General features: G+C 42.6%; 23 protein-coding genes. 12 read left to right on the forward strand and 11 right to left on the reverse strand.

The window, feature by feature from the left end; translation table 11 throughout:
- Window positions 1–15: 15 nt before the first annotated feature.
- On the forward strand, window positions 16–1,377 hold the full coding sequence (gene gdhA, locus SHALO_RS14520; RefSeq protein ID WP_069479161.1) for an NADP-specific glutamate dehydrogenase: 1,362 nt from the start codon (window positions 16–18) through the stop codon (window positions 1,375–1,377).
- Window positions 1,378–1,424: 47 nt separating this feature from the next.
- Here the strand turns inward: gdhA and upp are convergent, their stop codons facing one another.
- Genes upp through gltX form a run of 3 tightly spaced genes read right to left on the reverse strand, consistent with a single transcriptional unit; the run spans window position 1,425 to window position 4,728 of the window.
- A complete protein-coding gene (upp, locus tag SHALO_RS14525) occupies window positions 1,425–2,057 on the reverse strand; it encodes a uracil phosphoribosyltransferase (RefSeq protein WP_069479162.1) in 633 nt (210 codons plus the stop codon).
- Window positions 2,058–3,335 (reverse strand): malic enzyme-like NAD(P)-binding protein, encoded by a 1,278-nt coding sequence (locus SHALO_RS14530; RefSeq protein WP_069479163.1) that lies wholly within the window; start codon window positions 3,333–3,335, stop codon window positions 2,058–2,060.
- On the reverse strand, window positions 3,325–4,728 hold the full coding sequence (gene gltX / locus SHALO_RS14535; RefSeq protein ID WP_069479164.1) for a glutamate--tRNA ligase: 1,404 nt from the start codon (window positions 4,726–4,728) through the stop codon (window positions 3,325–3,327). Before gltX ends, SHALO_RS14530 begins: the two co-directional genes overlap by 11 nt.
- A gap of 200 nt (window positions 4,729–4,928) precedes the next feature.
- Here gltX and SHALO_RS14540 point away from each other — a divergent pair, with 200 nt between their 5' ends.
- Window positions 4,929–5,783: a peptidyl-prolyl cis-trans isomerase gene (locus SHALO_RS14540; RefSeq protein ID WP_069479165.1), complete on the forward strand. Its 855-nt coding sequence runs from the start codon at window positions 4,929–4,931 to the stop codon at window positions 5,781–5,783.
- Between the two features lie 76 nt (window positions 5,784–5,859).
- On the opposite strand, the gene SHALO_RS14545 is transcribed toward SHALO_RS14540, so the two are convergent.
- Both SHALO_RS14545 and accB read right to left on the reverse strand, forming a co-directional pair.
- Window positions 5,860–7,191: an acetyl-CoA carboxylase biotin carboxylase subunit gene (locus tag SHALO_RS14545; protein ID WP_069479166.1), complete on the reverse strand. Its 1,332-nt coding sequence runs from the start codon at window positions 7,189–7,191 to the stop codon at window positions 5,860–5,862.
- Window positions 7,191–7,658: an acetyl-CoA carboxylase biotin carboxyl carrier protein gene (accB, locus tag SHALO_RS14550; RefSeq protein WP_069479167.1), complete on the reverse strand. Its 468-nt coding sequence runs from the start codon at window positions 7,656–7,658 to the stop codon at window positions 7,191–7,193. The genes SHALO_RS14545 and accB overlap by 1 nt, the downstream gene beginning before the upstream one ends.
- 91 nt (window positions 7,659–7,749) lie before the next feature.
- On the opposite strand from accB, the gene dcd reads away from it, so the two are divergent.
- From dcd to SHALO_RS14565, 3 genes are read left to right on the forward strand one after another with little or no spacing between them, the layout of a single operon-like run.
- Window positions 7,750–8,310, forward strand: a complete 561-nt coding sequence (gene dcd, locus SHALO_RS14555; RefSeq protein WP_025346215.1) for a dCTP deaminase — start codon at window positions 7,750–7,752, stop codon at window positions 8,308–8,310.
- Window positions 8,311–8,316: 6 nt separating this feature from the next.
- A complete protein-coding gene (locus SHALO_RS14560; RefSeq protein WP_069479168.1) occupies window positions 8,317–8,955 on the forward strand; it encodes a GNAT family N-acetyltransferase in 639 nt (212 codons plus the stop codon).
- Window positions 8,956–8,966: 11 nt separating this feature from the next.
- The gene (locus SHALO_RS14565; protein WP_069479169.1) at window positions 8,967–9,422 is read left to right on the forward strand and encodes a hypothetical protein; all 456 of its coding nucleotides are present in this window, start codon (window positions 8,967–8,969) and stop codon (window positions 9,420–9,422) included.
- A gap of 2 nt (window positions 9,423–9,424) precedes the next feature.
- Here the strand turns inward: SHALO_RS14565 and SHALO_RS14570 are convergent, their stop codons facing one another.
- The 4 genes from SHALO_RS14570 to SHALO_RS14585 are packed head-to-tail and all read right to left on the reverse strand — an operon-like array spanning window position 9,425 to window position 12,706.
- Window positions 9,425–10,597, reverse strand: coding sequence for a class I SAM-dependent rRNA methyltransferase (locus tag SHALO_RS14570; protein WP_069479170.1), 1,173 nt, complete (start codon window positions 10,595–10,597; stop codon window positions 9,425–9,427).
- Window positions 10,590–11,372 carry an alpha/beta hydrolase gene (locus SHALO_RS14575; protein WP_069479171.1) on the reverse strand — a complete coding sequence of 261 codons (783 nt, stop codon included), beginning with the start codon at window positions 11,370–11,372 and terminating at the stop codon, window positions 10,590–10,592. The genes SHALO_RS14570 and SHALO_RS14575 overlap by 8 nt, the downstream gene beginning before the upstream one ends.
- Complete coding sequence (locus tag SHALO_RS14580) at window positions 11,369–11,956, reverse strand: class I SAM-dependent methyltransferase (protein ID WP_069479172.1); 588 nt, start codon at window positions 11,954–11,956, stop codon at window positions 11,369–11,371. Before SHALO_RS14580 ends, SHALO_RS14575 begins: the two co-directional genes overlap by 4 nt.
- A 30-nt stretch (window positions 11,957–11,986) precedes the next feature.
- Window positions 11,987–12,706 (reverse strand): flagellin, encoded by a 720-nt coding sequence (locus tag SHALO_RS14585; RefSeq protein ID WP_069479173.1) that lies wholly within the window; start codon window positions 12,704–12,706, stop codon window positions 11,987–11,989.
- A gap of 114 nt (window positions 12,707–12,820) precedes the next feature.
- Here SHALO_RS14585 and pseB point away from each other — a divergent pair, with 114 nt between their 5' ends.
- Genes pseB through SHALO_RS14620 form a run of 7 tightly spaced genes read left to right on the forward strand, consistent with a single transcriptional unit; the run spans window position 12,821 to window position 19,041 of the window.
- Window positions 12,821–13,810 (forward strand): UDP-N-acetylglucosamine 4,6-dehydratase (inverting), encoded by a 990-nt coding sequence (pseB, locus tag SHALO_RS14590; RefSeq protein WP_069479174.1) that lies wholly within the window; start codon window positions 12,821–12,823, stop codon window positions 13,808–13,810.
- Entirely contained in the window at window positions 13,807–14,928 is a 1,122-nt protein-coding gene (pseC, locus tag SHALO_RS14595) for a UDP-4-amino-4,6-dideoxy-N-acetyl-beta-L-altrosamine transaminase (protein WP_069479175.1), read from the forward strand. The genes pseB and pseC overlap by 4 nt, the downstream gene beginning before the upstream one ends.
- Entirely contained in the window at window positions 14,916–15,623 is a 708-nt protein-coding gene (gene pseF, locus SHALO_RS14600; protein WP_202968805.1) for a pseudaminic acid cytidylyltransferase, read from the forward strand. The genes pseC and pseF overlap by 13 nt, the downstream gene beginning before the upstream one ends.
- The gene (gene pseG / locus SHALO_RS14605; protein ID WP_069479177.1) at window positions 15,601–16,464 is read left to right on the forward strand and encodes a UDP-2,4-diacetamido-2,4,6-trideoxy-beta-L-altropyranose hydrolase; all 864 of its coding nucleotides are present in this window, start codon (window positions 15,601–15,603) and stop codon (window positions 16,462–16,464) included. Before pseF ends, pseG begins: the two co-directional genes overlap by 23 nt.
- Window positions 16,421–16,894 carry a UDP-4-amino-4,6-dideoxy-N-acetyl-beta-L-altrosamine N-acetyltransferase gene (gene pseH / locus SHALO_RS14610; protein ID WP_069479178.1) on the forward strand — a complete coding sequence of 158 codons (474 nt, stop codon included), beginning with the start codon at window positions 16,421–16,423 and terminating at the stop codon, window positions 16,892–16,894. Before pseG ends, pseH begins: the two co-directional genes overlap by 44 nt.
- Window positions 16,891–17,952 (forward strand): pseudaminic acid synthase, encoded by a 1,062-nt coding sequence (gene pseI / locus SHALO_RS14615; RefSeq protein ID WP_069479179.1) that lies wholly within the window; start codon window positions 16,891–16,893, stop codon window positions 17,950–17,952. The genes pseH and pseI overlap by 4 nt, the downstream gene beginning before the upstream one ends.
- A 30-nt stretch (window positions 17,953–17,982) precedes the next feature.
- The gene (locus tag SHALO_RS14620; RefSeq protein WP_069479180.1) at window positions 17,983–19,041 is read left to right on the forward strand and encodes an NAD-dependent epimerase; all 1,059 of its coding nucleotides are present in this window, start codon (window positions 17,983–17,985) and stop codon (window positions 19,039–19,041) included.
- On the opposite strand, the gene SHALO_RS14625 is transcribed toward SHALO_RS14620, so the two are convergent.
- Both SHALO_RS14625 and SHALO_RS14630 read right to left on the reverse strand, forming a co-directional pair.
- Window positions 19,038–20,102: a DUF354 domain-containing protein gene (locus tag SHALO_RS14625; protein WP_069479181.1), complete on the reverse strand. Its 1,065-nt coding sequence runs from the start codon at window positions 20,100–20,102 to the stop codon at window positions 19,038–19,040. The two genes, SHALO_RS14620 and SHALO_RS14625, sit on opposite strands and share 4 nt — an antisense overlap.
- On the reverse strand, window positions 20,089–20,784 hold the full coding sequence (locus SHALO_RS14630; RefSeq protein WP_069479182.1) for an O-methyltransferase: 696 nt from the start codon (window positions 20,782–20,784) through the stop codon (window positions 20,089–20,091). Before SHALO_RS14630 ends, SHALO_RS14625 begins: the two co-directional genes overlap by 14 nt.
- Between the last annotated feature and the right edge of the window lie 2 nt (window positions 20,785–20,786).

Consider the following 20,786-nt stretch of genomic DNA (forward strand, 5'->3'; position numbering starts at 1 on the left):
CAAAGGAGTTGCCTGATGTCTGTGAAAAGTGATATTGAGAAAGTTTTAAAATCCACGATCCAAAGTACCCCGGGACAAACAGAGTTCTACCAAGCCGTTGAGGAGGTTTTGATCTCCCTTGAACCCCTCTTGCACGCTGAACCAAAATACGATCAGTACAACATTTTAGAGCGCATTGTCATCCCAGAGCGCCAAATTCTATTTCGCGTCGTCTGGATAGATGACCAAGGCAAAATTCAAACCAACATCGGCTACCGTGTGCAGTTTAACTCTGCCATTGGACCTTACAAAGGCGGTCTTCGTTTTCACCCGAGCGTCAATCTTGGCATCATCAAGTTTCTAGGCTTTGAGCAGATTTTTAAAAATTCCCTCACAGGTCTTGCCATCGGAGGGGCAAAAGGTGGAAGTAATTTTGACCCAAAAGGCAAAAGTGAAGGCGAAATCATGCGCTTTTGCCAATCGTTTATGGTCGAACTCTCCAAACACATCGGTGAAACTAAAGACATTCCTGCGGGTGATATTGGTGTGGGTGGGCGTGAAATTGGCTATATGTTTGGTGAATACAAACGTCTTACGAGTCGTTTTGAAGGTGTACTAACGGGCAAAGGGCTCAACTGGGGCGGATCACTCGCTCGCACCGAAGCGACGGGGTATGGCTCGGTCTATTTTGCAGAAAACATTCTCAATAAAGCAGGCGACTCACTCAAAGGTAAAATCTGCACCGTCTCAGGTGCTGGCAACGTTGCACTTTACACGATTCAAAAACTCTATGAGATGGGCGCACTTCCCGTTACATGTAGCGATTCAAAAGGGATGATTTACGATAAAAATGGCATCGATTTTACAGCGCTTAAAGCGATCAAAGAGGTGGCGCGTAAAGACCTGAGCGAGTACATCAAAATTCGCCCTAATGCCGTCTACATTCCCCTCTCCGACTACCCACAAGGCACCAATGCTGTGTGGAGTATCCCTTGTTTTGGGGCTTTCCCCAGTGCAACGCAAAATGAACTCAACCTTACCGACATCCAAATTCTCTACAAAAATGGGTGTCGTTTGGTCAATGAGGGTGCGAACATGCCCAGCACACCCGGCGCGATCGACTTTATGATCTCTCACAAGATGTTTTATGGTCCTGCCAAAGCGGCGAATGCGGGAGGTGTTGCAACCAGTCAACTAGAGATGAGCCAAAATGCCAGCATGCAAAAATGGACTTTCCCTGAGGTGGATAGCAAACTTCACACCATTATGAGATCTATCTTTGATCTTGCCTACGCTACCTCGAAAGAGTTTGGAAATGAGGGAAATTTGATGCTAGGAGCCAACATCGCAGGTTTCAGGAAAGTAGCCGACTCCATGATCGACCAAGGCGCGGTGTAGTAAAACGGGCTTTGCCCGTTTTACATGTAACGATTTAAAACGTGTTTTTAGGCGCCCAAAGTATTAAAAACTCTATCTCCCGCGTCTCCAAGACCCGGAACGATGTAGCCATTTTCATTGAGTCCATCATCAACACACGCGGTAAAGACAGGAACGTCTGGGTGAATTTCACCAAAACGTTTTAAGCCCTCCGGTGCTGAAACCAAGGCGAGAAAGCGAATATCTTTCACCCCTTTGCTTTTGAGAAAATTCACCGCATCAATCGCTGTTCCACCCGTGGCAAACATCGGATCGATGATAATCGCGGTGCGTTCAACATGATCCGCAGGAAGTTTCGCATAGTAAAACTCTGCTTCAAGCGTTTTTTCGTTACGTTGAAAACCCAAAAAGCCCACACTCGCATCGGGAATCAGTTTAAAAACACTGTCCAACATACCAAGCGCAGCACGAAGAATGGGGCAGATCATAATCTTGACATCCAATTTATGTGTGTTTGCCACCGCAACAGGAGTCTGAACCTTCACGTCTCTTAGGGGCAAATCTCTCGTTGCCTCAAAGAGCATCAAATAAGAGATTTCGTCCACCAAAAGTCGAAACTGAAAGGGCTCTGTTTTTTCATCTCTTAAGATCGAAAGTTTGTGCTCGATGAGAGGATGTTTGATGACGTGAACATTTTTCACTTATTTTTGCTCCGCGTCGATGATTGCTTGAAGTTTTGCACGGTATGCTTTGATATCAAAATCTTTTACACGCGCAACACCATCTTTAATCGCCGCTTCTGCAACCGCAGCTGAAATCCACACAAAAACTCTTCGATCAAACGGTTTTGGAATAATGTAATTGATACCAAATTTAAGCTCTTCACCATTGTACGCCGCTTTGACATAATCAGGCACATCTTCTTTGGCTAGTTTTGCCATTGCAACCGCTGCTGCCATTTTCATGCCTTCGGTGACTTTCGTTGCTTTCACATCAAGCGCACCTCTAAAGATGAAAGGGAAACCTAAAACGTTGTTGACTTGGTTTGGATAATCGCTTCTTCCTGTTCCCATCATCACGTCATCTCGTACCGCATGAACCTCTTCTGGCAAGATTTCCGGTGTTGGGTTCGCAAGGGCGAAAATGATTGGGTAGGGATTCATCGATTTGACCATCTCTTTACTGACAACACCCGGTGCGGAAAGACCGAGGAACATATCTGCACCATTCATCGCATCTTCCAATGTTCGATCGCTTGTCTCTAGGGCAAACTCTGCTTTGTAGCTGTTAAGATCTGTTCTACCAGAATGAATAACACCTTTGGTATCGATCATCACGATTTTTTTAGCACCTAAAAGTTTATACATTTTGGCACATGCAATACCAGCAGCACCCGCACCAGATACGACAATTTTCATCTCTTCGATTTTTTTACCACTGATTTCAAGGGCGTTAATAAGACCTGCAGAGGTGATCATCGCTGTTCCATGTTGGTCATCGTGCATCACAGGAATGTTCACAGCCTCTTGAAGTTTTCGCTCAATCTCAAAACATTTAGGTGCTTTAATATCTTCAAGGTTAATGCCACCAAAGGTTGGAGCCAACGCTTTACAGATCGCTACGATTTTATCGGCGTCATGTTCATCAAGTTCAATATCAAAAGCATCAACATCCGCAAATTTTTTGAAAAGAACGGATTTGCCTTCCATAACAGGCTTGCCAGCAACAGCGCCAATATCGCCAAGTCCAAGCACCGCGGTTCCATCGGTAATGACCGCAACAAGATTTCCCTTGTTGGTGTAGGTATAGGCTAATTCGTTATCTTTTTCAATCTCTAAACATGGATGGGCAACACCCGGAGTATAGGCCATAGAAAGGTCTCTGGCTGTATCACAACGTGTTTTAACACTGATCTCTATTTTTCCACCGACATGGTATGCTAAAGATTCCTCTTTCGTTACTTTTCCTTTATGACTCACCAGAACTCCTTTTAAATAAAATTAATGTTTCGATTCTTTTAACCACGTCTTCATATCCAATAATTTCCAAAACATCAAAAATGGAAGGACTGACCGAACTTCCTACCATCGCAATCCGAATCGCTTGCGCCAAATCTTTCAGCTTTAAACCACGATCTTCTAAAAATGCTTTGGTAAATGTTTCAAATTCACTCGCTATTAAAAGCGATTTTTCGCCGTTTAATGCTACCAAATAGTGCTCTAAAACAGCTAATCCATCGGCTGTTAAGAACTTTTCAACTGCTTTCTCATCGTAACACATTGGTGGCTCTAAAATCTGCTTTACAAGGCTTGCAAACTCAACCAAGGTCTTTGCACGATCACGAAGTGCGTCAATTAGTAACTCTTTCTTTACATATAAGGAAATATCGACATCAAAAAAGCGCAATTCAGAGATAATTCGCTCATAACTGGCTTGTTTAATGTAGTGTGCATTCAGCCAAACCAACTTCTCTTGGTTATACGCCGAAGCTGATTTATTGATATGGGAAGGATCAAAGAGTGTTTGCATTTGCTCAAAAGAGAAAATCTCCTGATCGCCATGACTCCAGCCCAAACGAATCAGAAAATTCAGCAATGCTTCTGGCAGGTAACCTTCGCGTTTATACTCCATCACATCCACTGCACCATCGCGCTTGGAGAGCTTTTTACCTTGAGGATTTAAGATCATCGGGACATGGTAAAATTTGGGAATGTCAAAACCAAGTGCCTCGTATAAAATGATCTGTTTCGGTGTATTGGAGAGATGATCATCGCCACGAATAACTTCATTCACACCCATAAGCGCATCATCAATCACAACGACAAAGTTATACGTTGGCGTGCCATCACTGCGTGCAATGATAAAATCATCCAACATATCGCTCGCATTAAAATTCACTTCGCCTTTGACACCATCAACAAAGGAAACCACACCCGTCGTTGGCGCTTTAATGCGAATGACAGGCTCAACACCAACGGGTGGTGTGCCTGTAAAATCACGGTATCTACCATCGTAATGTGGGCGCTCTTTGCGTGCGGATTGCGCCTCACGAAGGGCATCAAGATCTTCTTTACTCATATAACATTTGTACGCTTTTCCCGCATCTAAAAGCTTTTGAACATAGCTTTTGTACAGATCAAAACGCTCAGACTGATAGACAATCTCGCCTTCATGCGCCAATCCCACCCATTTAAACGCTTCTACAATGGCATCTGCGGCCTCTTTGGAGTTTCGCGCAAGGTCTGTATCTTCAATGCGAAATAAAAATTTTCCATTGTTTCTTTTTGCCCAAAGATAGCTGTAAAGGGCGGTTCTAAGCCCTCCAATATGCAAATATCCCGTAGGGCTCGGGGCAAAACGTGTCACTATCATGACTCTACCTTCACTATAATTTGATGAATTATGTATAAATTATGTATCATTTTGTTACGTGATCAACAAAAATTCTACGAGAGCGGACGCAAAAACACTTTTTTAATTTCTTTTGTCTAAAAACATGTTATCATTCGTAGCTCTTATTTTTAATACAGACACGATTATATAGCTATTTTTCTTAAAACAAAGGACTATTGATGAAGATAAAACTAAAAGTGTTAACTTTGGTAACGTTGAGTGCTACCCTTCTTTTTTCACCTGCAAATGCAGGAACCATTGATGGCGTTTCAGTCATTATTAACAAAGAACCCATCACACTTTATGATGTTTTCAAATACTCACAACGCTTTAATATCTCTAAAAAAGAGTCTTTGGATATTTTGGTAAGACAAAAACTCGAAGAGTCTGAGATCAAAAAACAAACGATTACTGTTGATAGTTTTGAAGTCGATCAGTACATCGAAAACTTGGCAATCAGCAATAACATGAGTCAATACGACTTTCTTAATATGATTCGCTCAAAAAACATTGATGTCTCTGAGTACAAAGAAGATCTTAAAAAGAAATTGCAACGCGATAAACTCTACAAAAAAATCGTCAATACCAAAATGCAACAAATGGGTGATGGTGAGCTTCAAGCCTATTACAATGAAAACCTCAATGAATTTTCACAAGCCAGTGCGTTTGATGTAACGATCTATACCAGTGCAAATCAACAAAGCCTTGCAGCGATTCAAAACAACCCCATGAGTGCCGTTAATGATGTCGAACTTAAAGAGGGGAAACTTGAAGCGAGTAAAACCGATCCAAAATTGGCAGCCCTGCTTAACAAAACGGCCATTGGTAAATTTTCGCCTGTTGTCAAATCCGATGCAAATAACTACGCGATGTTTTTTGTGAAAGAGAAACACAATGTTCAAAGTGTCTCATTTGCGGATGCTAAAAATTATATCTATTCAAAGTTGAGTGAAGGTAAAGAGCAAAAAGCGATTGAAGAATTTTTTGAAAAACTCAAATCTTCTGCCAATATTCAAGTCGTTAGAGCACCCTAAAACGCTTCTAAACGTTTACATGTAAAAAGGGGGTTGAGCTATTTTAAGCTCAACCCCCTTTTTTTATGGCTCATTTTTAATAACGTGAGAGGTAATTCGTATCGAAATTATTCTCGATAAAATCTTCATTGTCCATCATATTTAAGTGAAAATCACGAACCGTTTTAATGCCTTCGATTTGTAACTCACTCAAGGCTTGTTTCATTTTCGCAATAGCGCGCGTGCGGTTCTCACCCCACACAATAAGTTTTCCAATCATGGAGTCATAATTGGGTGGAACAATGTAGCCTTGATACGCATGCGAGTCCATACGCACATTGCGACCGCCGGGGATAATGTACTTTGTAATTTTACCTGGGCTTGGAATGAATTTGACAGGATCTTCCGCCGTAATTCGACATTCAATCGAGTGACCTTTAAACGTAAGTGCACTTTGGTCAAAGAGTTTTTCACCCTCTGCCACACGAATCATCCACTCGATGATGTCAATTCCACTGACCATTTCACTCACACAGTGCTCGACTTGAAGTCTTGTGTTCATCTCCATAAAGTAGAAGTTTTTATCGGCATCTAAAAGGAACTCAAATGTACCGGCATTTTCGTAGCCAATGTATTTGGTCGCTTTAACCGCAACTTCATGAAGGCGTGCTCTTGTTTTGGCATCCAGCGCAATCGCAGGAGACTCTTCGATCAGTTTTTGATGACGTCGCTGCATCGAACAGTCGCGTTCACCAATGTGCACGACATTGCCAAACGAGTCACCAATGACTTGCACTTCGATGTGGCGAGGATTTTTGATGTATTTTTCCATATAAAGCGCGCCATCGCCAAACGCACTGAGCGCTTCACTTTCCGCGGCAAGAAACGATTTTTCCAAATCCTCCATCTTCTCAACCACACGCATACCACGTCCGCCACCGCCCGCACTGGCTTTCACAATGACAGGAAGTCCGATCTGCTCAGCCAATTTTTTAGCATCTTCGACACTCTCAAGGATGCCTTCGCTCCCAAGAATAACCGGCACACCTGCTTTTTTCATCACATCTTTGGCTTTGGATTTATCGCTCATCAAAACCATAGAGTCAACCGAAGGACCGATAAATTTGATGTTGTGGTGTTGGCACACTTCGACAAAGGTTTGGTTCTCACTTAAAAAACCATACCCTGGGAAGATCGCGTCACACCCACTGATTTCAGCCGCGCTGATGATAGAAGGAATGCTAAGATAACTCTCCGATGATTTTGGCCCACCAATGCAAATACTCGCATCGGCATGTTGAAGATAGAGCGCATCTTTGTCCGCCGTGGAATAAACCGCAATCGCTTGCTTGCCCATCTCTTTGATGGTTCTTATTGCGCGAAGGGCGATCTCACCACGATTGGCAACAAGAATTTTCTCAATCTTCATTACACTTTCTCCACCGCAAAGATTGGCATATCGTACTCTACTGGCTGACCATCTTCAACAAGGATTTCTAAAATTTTACAGTCAAACTCTGCTTCGATTTCATTCATAATCTTCATCGCTTCGATAATGCCGATAGGCTGACCTTTACGAATGACATCGCCCACTTTTGCAAATGGAGCCGCACCTGGAGCTGGAGATTTGTAGAATGTTCCGACCATGGGTGATTTGATGCTAAGCCCAGCAGGAGCTACATTGATACTTGCTTCGCCACCGCTTTGTGCGACAGGGGCGACAGCAGCTACTTGAGCAACGCTTGGAGCTTGCATAACAGGCGCTGCTGCATACGCAACAGGACCATCAAAACCTTTTTGAAGTTCAATGCTAAAATCACCCTCTTTGATTTTCAATTTTGTAATATCGCTTTTATCAAAAATACGTATTAACTCTCTAATCTCACTTTTGTCCATTCGGTTTCTCCTAAATATTTGCCATTTTTTGGCATGACATAAAATGTGTTATAATACCACACTAAATATATACGATCACTTAAGGGAAGTTATGGGTTTAAAAGCAGACAGTTGGATACGAGAAAAATCGCTCAAAGAGCGTATGATAGAGCCTTTTTGCGAAGAGCAAGTGGGCAAAGATGTCGTCAGTTATGGTGTGAGCAGTTACGGGTATGACATCCGCGTGGGACGTGAATTCAAGATCTTCACCAATGTCAATTCCACCGTGGTTGACCCGAAAGAATTTGACGATAAAAATGTCATAGATTTTGAAGGTGACATCTGCATTGTCCCCCCAAACTCGTTTGCTTTAGCACGTACGGTTGAGTACTTTAGAATCCCAAAAAACGTCCTAGCCATTTGTCTAGGGAAAAGCACCTATGCACGTTGTGGCATCATCGTGAATGTAACACCTTTTGAGCCAGAGTTTGAAGGTCACATCACCATCGAAATTTCAAACACGACACCACTCCCCGCCAAAATTTATGCCAACGAAGGTATCGCGCAAGTCCTCTTCTTAGAGGGTGACACCGCGTGTGAAACCACCTACAAAGATAAACACGGTAAGTACCAAGGACAAACAGGTATTACCTTACCACGCATTTTAAAATAACCGCTGATGGCTTTACATGTAAAGGCTTTAGAGCACAACAATTCAGAAGAGTTTGATGGCTTTTACGCCATCTACTCTACTTCGTTTCCCCTTTGTGAACAAAAATCTCGCGAAGCACTTTTAGCGATGCAACACGCCTCTTTTTACACGATCTATCTTGCTTACAATGACGAAAAAATTGTTGGATTTTGCATTATGTACCATCCGCACGATGACAATTTTTTCTTGCTTGAATACATGGCGGTTGATGAGCGTCTTCGTGGCATAGGACTAGGCTCCACGCTTTTACAAAGTAGCATTGAACAGCTTTTCAAAACGCATGGCACACGCGCACTTTTGATCGAAATCGACTCACCTGAAAAAAGTTCAGTAGAGCAAGAAATTCGTGAAAAAAGAGAAGCCTTTTACCGTCGTTTGGGTGCATTAAAAATTGATCCGTTTGATTATATCCTTCCCTCTCAAACCAGTGAGCTTGCTCCTCCAATGGAACTTTTGGTGTACCATCCAACTCTGCGTGAAATTTCGAAAGAGACCTTGCAAACATGGCTTGAAAAGCTCTATGTTGATGTGTATGGATGCTCCAAAACAGACCCACGTATTGCGCACATGTTAGTACATGTACCACCGATTTTAACCCTTATGTAAAAGGATTTTTGATGGAGATTTTTTTAAGCGACCAATACGAAACCCTCTGGACAGCAATTAGCTCCATTATGGGCGTTATCGCAACGACTTTGGCTATTTTTGCGCTCCTTTATTCGATGCGAACCTATCGTAAAACGATGCAAATCGTCCACTACGGTGAGATCGATAAAATGTACTTCGAGATTCTCAAAGAAGCCCTTGCCAAACCTCACTTGGTCCAAAAAAACAGTGAACGAAGTGCCGAACAAGAGGTGGAGTATGACATCTACGCATTTATTATCTGGAATTTTTTAGAGTCGATCTATGATCGCTGTATGCTCGATCATGATCTACAAAAAACATGGTTTCCCATCATCCAAGCCGAACGAAAGATCCACCTTTCTTGGATTCAAGAGAACGAGAACAGAGCAAAATTCAAAGTAGAATTTTTGAGCTTTATTGATGAGGGGAAGTTTGAAGTAGCGTAAGGCTACTTCTCAACCCGGAGCAACAACCCATTCAAATAAAACGACGCACTTGCATTGATAAGGCACGGATGGTCGCTGTCTTGTTGCATCTGCTCTAGCAAAATGTATTGCACTTTAAGATCGTGGGAGACTTCCATGGCGATCTCTAAAAGTTCTTTTTTGCCAACGTGAAAGGAGCAGGAGAAGAGTGCGATTAAACCGCCATCTTTGACCGCTTTGGTGGACTCCATCAAGAGATGTTTGAAGCCTCGTTTGGCGCCACTGGCTTGCTCTTTGGTTTTGGCGAAGGATGGTGGATCAATAACGATCAGATCGAAACTGTTTTTATATTTTTTCTCTTTCATAAACGTAAACGCATCGGCAGTATAGGTTTCGTAATTTTCCATTGCATTGGCAAGTAAATTGACTTTGGTTTGCTCTATCGCTGATTCAGAGATGTCCACAAAGACGGTATTTTTTGCACCTTTGGAGAGTGCGTAGATGCCAAATCCACCGGCATTACAGCAGATGTCAAGCACCGTGTCTCCTACTTTGATGTAGCTGGCGCAGATGGCTCTGTTTTTGCGCTGGTCGAGGTAAAAGCCTGTTTTTTGGGCATCTTCGATGTCGACTAAAAAATTGAGCCCATTTTCACTCAAAGTAAACTCTTTATTGGGAGTTCCAAAAAGTGTGCCATTTTTACTCTCCAAACCTTCGATTTCGCGGGAGTGAACATCTGATTTTTCGACGATCCATGAAGGATTCACGAGCTGTTTGAGTGTGCTGAGGATGAGTTCGCGAAAGACTTCCATGCCTGCGGTGTTGATCTGAAGGGAGAGTGTGTCGCCGTATTTGTCGACGATCAGTCCTGGTAAAAAGTCTGCTTCGGAGTGGATGAGACGTACGGCATTGGTTTGAGACAAAAGTGCCTCACGTTTGGCAATGGCTCTTTTGATGCGGTTGTGAAAAAACTTTTTGCCGATCTCTTCTTTGCCAAAACTCAAAATTCGTGCGAAAATGGCGCATTTGGGATTGACATATGCGGTTCCTAAAAAACCGTCTTTTTTGGAAAAAAGTGCGACTATTTCGCCACTTTGAAACTCTTCAGCGCTTGAGTCGATTTCGTTGGCGTACACCCATGGGGTAAAGCGTCTGATTTTGGGAACAACGGAGTGTTTTACGTATACTTTATTCAATGATTTTTCCTAATATAGTTTGTAACTCTTTGGTAAAGGCAGGATATTCGAGCACGCTCTCGTGCGTTGTGTTAAATAACGTTACATGTAAAGGTTTGGTTGGCATCGCTTCTAAGAGTTTTTCAAGATGATACCTCGGAATGAGCAGATCATTTTCAACTTCGATGACAGCAATTTTTGCTTTGACCAAAGGGAGGTAATTCACACTTTCAAATTTGTTTTTAAGCAAAAGATCGATCGGGAAGAAGGGATACTTGAGTTTGGCTAAAGAGAGGATCGAATCATACGGTGTGATTAAAACCAAGCCATCCACAACGCGTTTACTGGCAAGATACGTCGCAACGCCTGTGCCTAAACTTCGCCCTATCACAACCACTTTGCGACCCTTGGCGTAGGTGTCATAAATCTTCAAAGCGTCTTCAAAAAACGCTTGCTCGCTAGGCTCGCCTGTGCTTTCAACATACCCTCGGTAGTTAAAGGCAACCACGTCATAGCCTTGTAACGCTTTTACATGTAAGACAAAATGCGTTGCGTCATCGGCATTTCCACCAAAGTAGAGAATCAGCCCTGCATCGCTTTGCGCATCGGTGCGAAGCACGCCATCTAACACTGCGCCATCGCTTACATGTAAAGTGAGTGGCGCAATGTTTTCACCACTAACTTTGGGGTGCTTTTCAATCAATTGAGAAGGAAAAAGCTGATCGTTCTGTGTAAAATAGAGATACCCCATCGCTACCAAATAAAATCCGATCACCCCAAATAAGAGTTTTTTCATCGTTCTTCCTTCTTCAAAAACACCGTAAAATCGCCATCCATATAGCCCTCATACATTTCCACATCGTACACAAAATCACTCACGTGCGCTTCGATTTCTTCGGGCAAAAAGTAGTTAAAATGCCCCTGTGTTTCTTCACCTCTGAGCAGGTTAAAGACAAATCCTTTTTTTGAAACTTCGTAACAACGGCGGATAAACAAAAAGGTCTCAGAACGGTTCAAAATATTCATCGAACCACTAGCGATGTAAAAGTCCGCGCATTCTAACTCATCGTTTAAAATATCTTTATGCACACACGTCTGCTTGGTGCGTTTATGCGCCACAAAAAGGGCCTCTTCAAGCATATCGTAGCCTGTGTATTTTCTAGGCAACGCGCCTTTTTGCTGCAAAAAAAGATACAAATCGCCAAAACCACACCCCGCATCAATAACGCTACTGGAGGGCAAATGTTCCCCCAAAAGCTCATGAATCACTTCAAAACGGGTGTGTTGCGACTGTTTGGAGTTCCAGTTAAGTCCACGTGCCGTACAGCCATAACGCTTTATGGCATTTTCATAAAATGTTTTATTGTTAATTCGTGGCATAAAAGGAGGCTAAAAAAGAAGGGGACACTTTTAGCTTAAAAGTGTCGAAACGCTTTGTTGCATCATGCTATTTTGATGTACTTGTGCGAGAACTGAGCTGGTTAGTTTGATCTCATCGCTTTTTAATGAGGCAATTTTTTGATCGAGTGGAGTTTCAGAAATCTGTGAATTCGCACTGCTTAAATTGGTAATGGCAGTGAGTGAATTGGTAATAGAACTGCTGGCAGAATTGATCTGCGTGCTTGTCGTTTGGCTTAAAGTACTAAGATTTTCTCTAAAGTTAGCGATGCCTTCTTGATCATCTACTGAGAGTTCACTCAGTCCACTCACATCGAGCCCATAGTTACTGGAAAGTAAATTTTGTCCATTGTAGGTGCTCTGTTCTGCAATGTCTTGCATGGAGCTGCTAATCGCGTCAAACTCCTCTTGAATCATCGCTTTTTGATCGCTACTTAAGGAAGCATTATTGTAACTCACAGAGAGTTCATTGAGCTTATCCGTTCCCGCACTAATCGCTTGCAATGAAGAGTCTGCAATCTGGTACATGCTGATCGTCTCATTGGCATTTTGAACATTTTGCGTCAATGAAGAAATTTGAGAACTCAGCGCATCGGAGATGATAAGATTGGCACTGTCTTTGCCACTGAGTTCTTGAACGGCTGCAATTTTTTCTAATGTAGTATCGGTGTTGGTTTTATTGTCAGAAATAAGGTTTAAAATCTGACTATTGGAACTGCTTGAAATAGTCATCACAGGCTCCTTGTTTAAAGATGTCTTTATTATACTACTCCTATGATACACTTGTCAAATAAGAAGCGGAATTAAAATTGCTTTAAAATCAAAAAAATGGCACAAAGGGCTAGCGTGTTTAATGGTAAAAATATACTCATTACGGGTGGTACGGGCAGCTTTGGTAAAAAATATACCGAGATTCTTTTAAAAAATTACAAACCCAACAAGATCATCATCTTTTCACGCGATGAGCTTAAACAGTACGAAATGGCGCAACAATTTAGCGATCCTTGCATGCGTTTTTTTATCGGCGACGTGAGAGACGCTGCACGCCTTAAAAATGCCATGTATGGTGTGCATTTTGTGATTCATGCTGCCGCACTCAAGCATGTACCTATCGCTGAGTACAATCCCATGGAGTGTATCAAAACCAACATTAACGGGGCAGGAAATGTCATCGATGCTGCACTCGAATGTGGAGTGCAAAAAGTGATCGCTCTCTCCACTGATAAAGCCGCCAATCCCATCAACCTTTATGGGGCTACGAAACTTGCGAGTGACAAGCTGTTTGTCTCTGCCAATAATATCAAAGGTGCAAGACGTACGCAGTTTTCAGTTGTTCGCTACGGCAATGTCGTTGGAAGCCGTGGCTCTGTCGTACCGTTTTTCAAAAAACTGATTTCGGAGGGAGTACAAGAGTTGCCCATTACCGAACTTGATATGACACGCTTTTGGATTACACTCGAACAAGGGGTCTCTTTTGTTTTAAAAAACTTTGAGCGGATGCAAGGTGGCGAGATCTTTATCCCAAAAATTCCTTCTATGAAAATGGTTGACCTAGCCAAGGCAATGGCACCAAACCTTGGCATCAAAGTCATAGGTATCCGCCCAGGGGAAAAGATGCACGAAGTGATGGTTCCTAAAGATGATAGCCATTTAACCCTTGAATTTCACGACCATTATGTCATTCAACCTAGCATCGTTTTTACCCAACACAATGACTTTACATGTAATGCCCTTGGCGAAAAGGGAGATGCCGTCAAATACGGATTTGAATACAGTTCAGAGAGTAATAAAGAGTGGCTTGACGCCAAAGGTTTGATGGAGATGATAAACGCATGATTCCCTACAGCAGACAGAGCATTGACCAAAGCGATATCGACGCGGTGGTCGAGACATTAAAAGGCGATTTTCTCACGGGGGGCAAAACCGTCAGCGACTTTGAGGAGGCTTTAGCAGCGTATCTTGGCATCAAACACGTCTGTGTGCTGAACTCCGCAACTTCGGCGTTACATGTTGCCTATCAGATCATCGGACTGGGAGTGGGTGATGAAGTCATCACAACACCTCTCACATTTGCTGCCACTTCAAATACCGCCATCCAATGCGGTGCCAAACCTATTTTTTGTGACATTAAATACGATGGAAATATCAACGAAACGAAACTAGAAGCGCTTATAACACCCCAAACCAAAGCCATTGCACCCGTTGATTTCGGGGGCAATCCTCTCCCTATCAAAACTATTAAAGCACTTTGTGACAAACATAAACTTTTTCTCATTGAAGATGCAAGCCATGCGCTTGGCAGTGAAATAGATGGCGTAAAAGTAGGCAATGTCGCCGATATGACCATCTTTAGTTTTCACGCGATTAAGCCTATCACCACGTTTGAAGGCGGTGCTATTGCGACCAATAATACAGAATTTTACGAAAAAGCCAAACTGCTTCGTAGTCATGGCATCGTGAAAAAACCCCATTGGAATTCCGACATGATCGCACTTGGCGAAAATTATCGTTTGAGCGATGTTGCGTGTGCTTTGGGGCTTTCTCAGATGAAACGACTCGATAGCTTTATCGCCAAGCGCGCAGACATTGCACGTTACTATGACACACGCTTTCAGAACAACCCTTATTTTACGACGATTGCGATTGCCCAAACCAAAAAAAGCAGTTACCACCTCTACCCTATTTTGCTCGATTCTTCCCTGTGGTGCGCAAAAGAAGAGCTTTTTGAATCTTTACATGTAAAAGGCATTGGGGTGCAAGTTCACTACAAACCGATCTACCAATTTAGCTACTACAAAGCTCTTTTTGGCGAACAACGTCTCTCAACCGCCGAAGATTTTTACCGTGCGGAACTCTCCATCCCGTGTCATCAAGGTATGAGCATGGAAGACGCCATCTGGATTGCCGATACGCTTATCGAGGAGATTGAAAAAATCAAAGGATGCACGAGGTGAACATCGCCATCATCCCCGCACGTGGCGGAAGCAAGCGCATTCCTCGCAAAAATATCAAAGACTTTTGTGGGAAACCTTTGATCGCCTATAGCATTGAAGCAGCACTTCAAAGTGGGCTTTTTGACAAAATTATCGTTAGTACCGATGATGAAGAGATCGCAACGGTTGCTAAACAGTATGGCGCCGAAGTTCCTTTCCTGCGTCCTCGTGAACTTAGCGATGACTTTACAGGTACGATTCCTGTCATCAAACATGCTATTGAAGCTACATGTAAAGATCAAACGCTGTTAAAAGCAGTCTGTTGCATCTATGCAACCGCTCCTTTTGTACAACCTTACTACATTCAAGAAGCCTATGCAAAGCTCAAAAGCACTCAAAGTGCCTACGCTTTTAGCGCGACAACCTATGCTTTTCCTATCCAGCGAGCTATCAAGCTCACACACGATCATGTGGAGATGTTTGATTCTAAACACTTCTCAACCAGAAGCCAAGACCTAGAAGAAGCGTACCACGATGCAGGGCAGTTTTACTGGGGAACGCCAGAAGCGTGGATGGAAGAAAAAATCATCTTTGCGCCACATTCAACAGCCGTGCTACTGCCTCGGCACTTGGTTCAGGACATCGATACAGGTGAAGACTGGGTACAAGCGGAACTGATGTACAAAGCACTCCATGAAAACACTCTTCAGAGCTGATAGTTCAAGCACTATCGGGCTTGGACACATTATGCGTGACCTTGTGTTAGCGCAAGAGTTAGAGGGTGAAATCATCTTTGCTTGCCAAGCGCTTCAAGGGGCTATGATTGAGCGCATTCCCTATGAAGTTCGCATCTTAAAAACCAATGATGCTGATGAACTCATTGCCCTTATAAAATCTTTACATGTAAACGTACTCGTGATTGATCATTACAGCATTGATGCCCATTTTGAGCGACAGATTAAAGAGACAACAGGCATTACGATCCTCAGTTTTGATGACACATACACACCTCATTACTGTGATAGCCTGCTCAATCCTAATCTCTACGCCGATGCTTCGCGTTATGAAAATCTCGTACCAAAGGGATGTAAACTTCGCTTGAGTACACCACTCATTCGTGAAGAATTTAAAGAAGAAAAAAAACAAGAACGTGAAAAAATTTACGATGTGCTCATTGCCATGGGAGGAAGTGACGCGAGCAATCTAACGCTAGAGATTCTCAAAACCCTTCCAAAATCGTTACATGTAAGCATCCTAACCACCACGGCGAATGCCCATCTTCCTGAGCTTAAAAATTATGTCAAAACAGTGCCCAACATCGCTTTACATGTAAACTCAAACGAAGTGGCAAAAATCATGCATCAAAGCAAATTGGCTATTGTAACACCTAGTGGCATGGTACAAGAGGTTCTTTTTATGGCGTTGCCGTTCATTGCGATTAAAGTTGCTGTGAATCAAGACGATATGTTTGCATATCTTAAACAGCAGGGATACGCTGTTTTAAAGGAGTGGAATGCCTCTTCATTTACGCAACTTTACCACACTTACGCACGCTGAGAGCGATATGGTTTTGCGCTGGCGTAACACAGAAAAGGTGCGTACGTTTATGTACAATCCCACACTGATTAGTGAAGAGGAGCATGCTTCTTTTCTTGCTTCACTTCGCGAACGAGACGATAAACGTTACTTTCTTCTTTTAAGAGATACCGAGCCTATCGGGGTTATTGATATGACCCAAATAGGTCAAGATTCTGCCATGATAGGGCTTTATGCCAATCCTGAGTGCAATGAAAAAGGGATTGGGTTGCTTTTGATGCAAAGCTTGATTTCATACGGATTTGAGCAATTGCACCTCAAAACACTTTACGCAGAAGTTTTTGAACATAATGCCAGAGCCAAAGCACTTTATGAAAAATGTGGATTTTGCGAAATAAACCGTAAACAGGTGAATGAGAAAAAAGTTATTTGTATGGAGTTACGGGCATGAAGATCGGTCATTTTGATTTGAAAGGTACGCAAACCCTGATTATTGCAGAATTATCCGCAAACCATGGACACAATTTAGCTATTGCAAAACAAACGATACAAGCAGCTAAAAAAGCAGGGGCGAATGCTATCAAATTTCAAACCTACACAGCAGATACCTTAACACTAAACTGTAACAAAGAGGACTTCATCGTCAAAGGTGGCACACTCTGGGACAATCAAACCCTTTACGCCCTCTACCAAGAAGCGTACACACCGTGGGAGTGGCACGAAGAACTTTTTGCCTGTGCAAAAGAGGAAGGATTACTCTGCTTTTCAACGCCCTTTGATAAAAGTGCTGTGGACTTTTTAGAGCGCTTTAACCCGCCAGCCTATAAAGTAGCGAGCTTTGAAGTGACCGATTATGAGCTTGTGCGCTATATCGCTTCCAAACAAAGACCTATCATTATCTCCACAGGAATTGCAACATTGAACGAGATCGAAGATGTGGTTGCTATCTGTAAACAAGAAGGCAACCACAACATTATCTTACTGCAATGCACCTCCTCTTACCCAGCACCGTTAGAGAGCGCAAACCTTTTAACACTTCCCGATTTGAGTAAACGTTTTGACGTTATTGCAGGATTTTCAGACCATACATTGGGCATCACCGCACCCATTGCAGCCGTGGCACTGGGCGCAAAAGTGATCGAAAAACATTTTATTTTAGATAAAAATATTGGCGGAGCCGATGCGAGTTTTTCCCTTGATGCTGCCGAATTTAGTACGATGGTTCAAGCCGTACGTGACACCGAAAAACTCTTAGGTCAACCCACCTACGCCATCGATGAGAAGCGCATTAAAGGAAGGCAATTTGCACGAAGTCTGTATGTTACCAAAGATATTAAAAAAGGTGAACCCTTCACGGAAGAGAATATCCGCGCTATTCGCCCAGGATACGGATTGCACCCTAAATATTGGCATGAGATTTTAGGCAAATGTGCTCACAGTGATTTGAGCTTTGGCGATCGACTGAAAGAAGAGAATATTACCTCATTCTCTTGTGAAAAAAAACTATAAAAATCACGATCATAAGAGAAGATACGTAACATGAAAATACTCGTAACAGGTTCAGCTGGTTTTATAGGATTTCACCTGAGCAAACAACTTTTAGAAAGAGGCGATTGTGTCATAGGGCTGGATAATATCAACGATTATTATGACGTTGATTTAAAATATGCGAGGCTTCATGAACTGGGTATTGAAAAAGAGGCAATTAGCACGACACTCACTCCTTCAAAACGCTATGCAAAGCACTCTTTTATCCAAGCAGATTTAGAAGATCAAGCTATTTTACACCAACTCTTTCACGATGAAAAGTTCGATGCCGTATGCCATCTTGCGGCACAAGCGGGGGTTCGTTACTCTTTGGAAAATCCCCATATTTATATCCGATCGAATGTGACAGGTTTTCTTACGATTCTTGAATGCTGTCGCCACCATCAGATTAAAAATCTCTCATTTGCCAGCAGTTCTAGTGTTTATGGGCTTAATAGCGCTCAACCTTTTTCAACAAGCGATTCTACGGATCATCCTGTGAGCATTTATGCCGCAACCAAAAAAGCAGCGGAAATGATGGCGCATACGTATGCTCATCTTTATGGTATTCGCATAACAGGGCTTCGATTTTTTACCGTTTATGGACCATGGGGAAGACCCGATATGTCTCCTTTTCTTTTTGCTGATGCTATTCTTCGAGGTCGGCCTATTTCTGTTTTTAATGAGGGAAAGATGAGTCGAGATTTTACCTATATTGATGATATTATCGAGGGAATCATCCATGTTATCGATTCTCCTGCAAAAGAATCTTCCCATTTTGATCCGCAGCACCCTGATCCTTCTATCTCAAGTGCTCCTTACAAGCTATACAATATTGGGAACAACCAACCTATTCCCCTTCTCTCTTTTATCGAAATACTTGAAAAAACGATTGGTAAAAAAGCGCATAAAAACTTTATGCCGATGCAAGATGGCGATGTCGTATCAACCTATGCCAACATCGATGATTTGGGCAAAGACTTTAACTATAAACCGCATACCAATCTTGAAGAAGGTATCCAAAACTTTGTACACTGGTATCGACAGTTTTACGCTATTGAGCCTATTTAAACTAAGATTGCATCGACGATACCATCGATATTAAGGCTCATTGCACCAAAAACGCTCTGCGCTCTTTCATCATAACGCTGACCCAACATTCGCCCCACCGTCTCTAAAAGCTCTTCTTTGGTATTGACCCATTCCATTAATCCTTGATCGATCTGGTATTTGTCATAATGGCTAACAAAGCTGCGTGTTGAGATAGTTGGTGTTCCAAAATAGCATGCTTCCGTATTTAACGTTCCACCACCGCCAATAAACAGATCGGCATAAGCCAAAAGATGCTGAATCTCAACCTTCTCTTCTAAAACCGTTACAAAGGGAAACTGCTCTTTGAGGTAACGACTCTCATACCGAGGGATAATAACGATATTTGCCCCTGTTTGTTCAGCAATAGTGTGCATTGCATCGTACAAAATAGGGTACTGTTTATCAACATAGCTCGCCTTATACTCCTCTTCTCGAATCACGATCAATGGCTTTTTAAGATCAAGTTTATAAGGATGGAGGATGGCTTCAACACTCTTCATGGAGGGTTTAAAATCTTTGAGCCAGATGAATGGATCAATAAACTGATACGAAAAGATCTGCTCATCATCGAGTGAAAAACGACGAAAGATGTCATCGGGGACCACAAAGGGCTTGATCACACGGTTAGAAAGAGGGAGTGTGAGTCTGGCTTGTGGAAGCGCTTTTTTAAAGTTCTCTTTATGGTCGGATAGAGGGATGTCATAGAAGTTGATTACCGGAATTCCCAAGCCAAAGGCGACACGATTGGCATCGACAGAACATAGACTTACAAGGCGGTTGATATTATAAATGCTGACAAACTCCATGAGTGCCTTTTGCCTTTCAATGGAAGCATGCAACTTGTCTTTTAAACATGCCCCTCCAAACTCACCACGATTGGTAAAAGCAATATTGTGTAGTTTTAAAAGCTCTACGACTTCACTATACCCCTGACCTTCACGAGCGGTAATCAGTGTCTTACGACCTCTTTTTTCGATATGTTTAATAATAGGAATAAAAAAAAGTACCGACTTTGGTGTCACTAAATCAAACCAGATCATCCATCTCTCCTTTTACAAAGCAGATTCCCAATTTTTTCATGTCCACACAGCGCTCAAAAAATGAATCGCTGCCAATTTTATCCCATGCCTCTCTCATCCCCTCAGACCATGAAATATCATCAAATACAACGACCGCTTTGGGGCTCAAATAGGGCTTTAACATCTCCAAATACTGTAAGGTCGCCTCTTTATCGTGATGCCCGTCGATAAAAGCCAAATCAATCTGCAAGAAAGCTTCTAAAAGAGCTGGTAACACATCTTGAAAACGCCCAACATACTGCGTAATGTTCTCACACCCTGCCTCTTCGATATTTTCCTGCGCAAGCTTTGCCACATTGGCATCACCTTCGATGGTATAAACCATCGACTCGCGGCATCCTTTTGCCATATAAATCGCTGAGAAACCGCAACAGGTTCCAAGCTCTAAAACTTTTTGAGGACGATGCTTTTGCACCAAAGCGTAAAGCCTCTGCGCCCACTCTCCTTTAAGTCCAATCGATGAGAGCTGTGCAATCGTTGCCTCTTTCGTCACACCTTGATACATCTCCTCCTGACTTCGTGTAGCTTCTGGAGCTCCTGCCCCGTAATCAACAAGGCTAATGACTTCATCTTGTTCTTTTCGTTTGGTACGAATGGCTTCAATCGTCTTGAATATAGCATGGTCGTAAGATGTGAATTGCATAG

The sequence above is a fragment of the Sulfurospirillum halorespirans DSM 13726 genome (genome assembly GCF_001723605.1).
Lineage (GTDB): Bacteria > Campylobacterota > Campylobacteria > Campylobacterales > Sulfurospirillaceae > Sulfurospirillum > Sulfurospirillum halorespirans.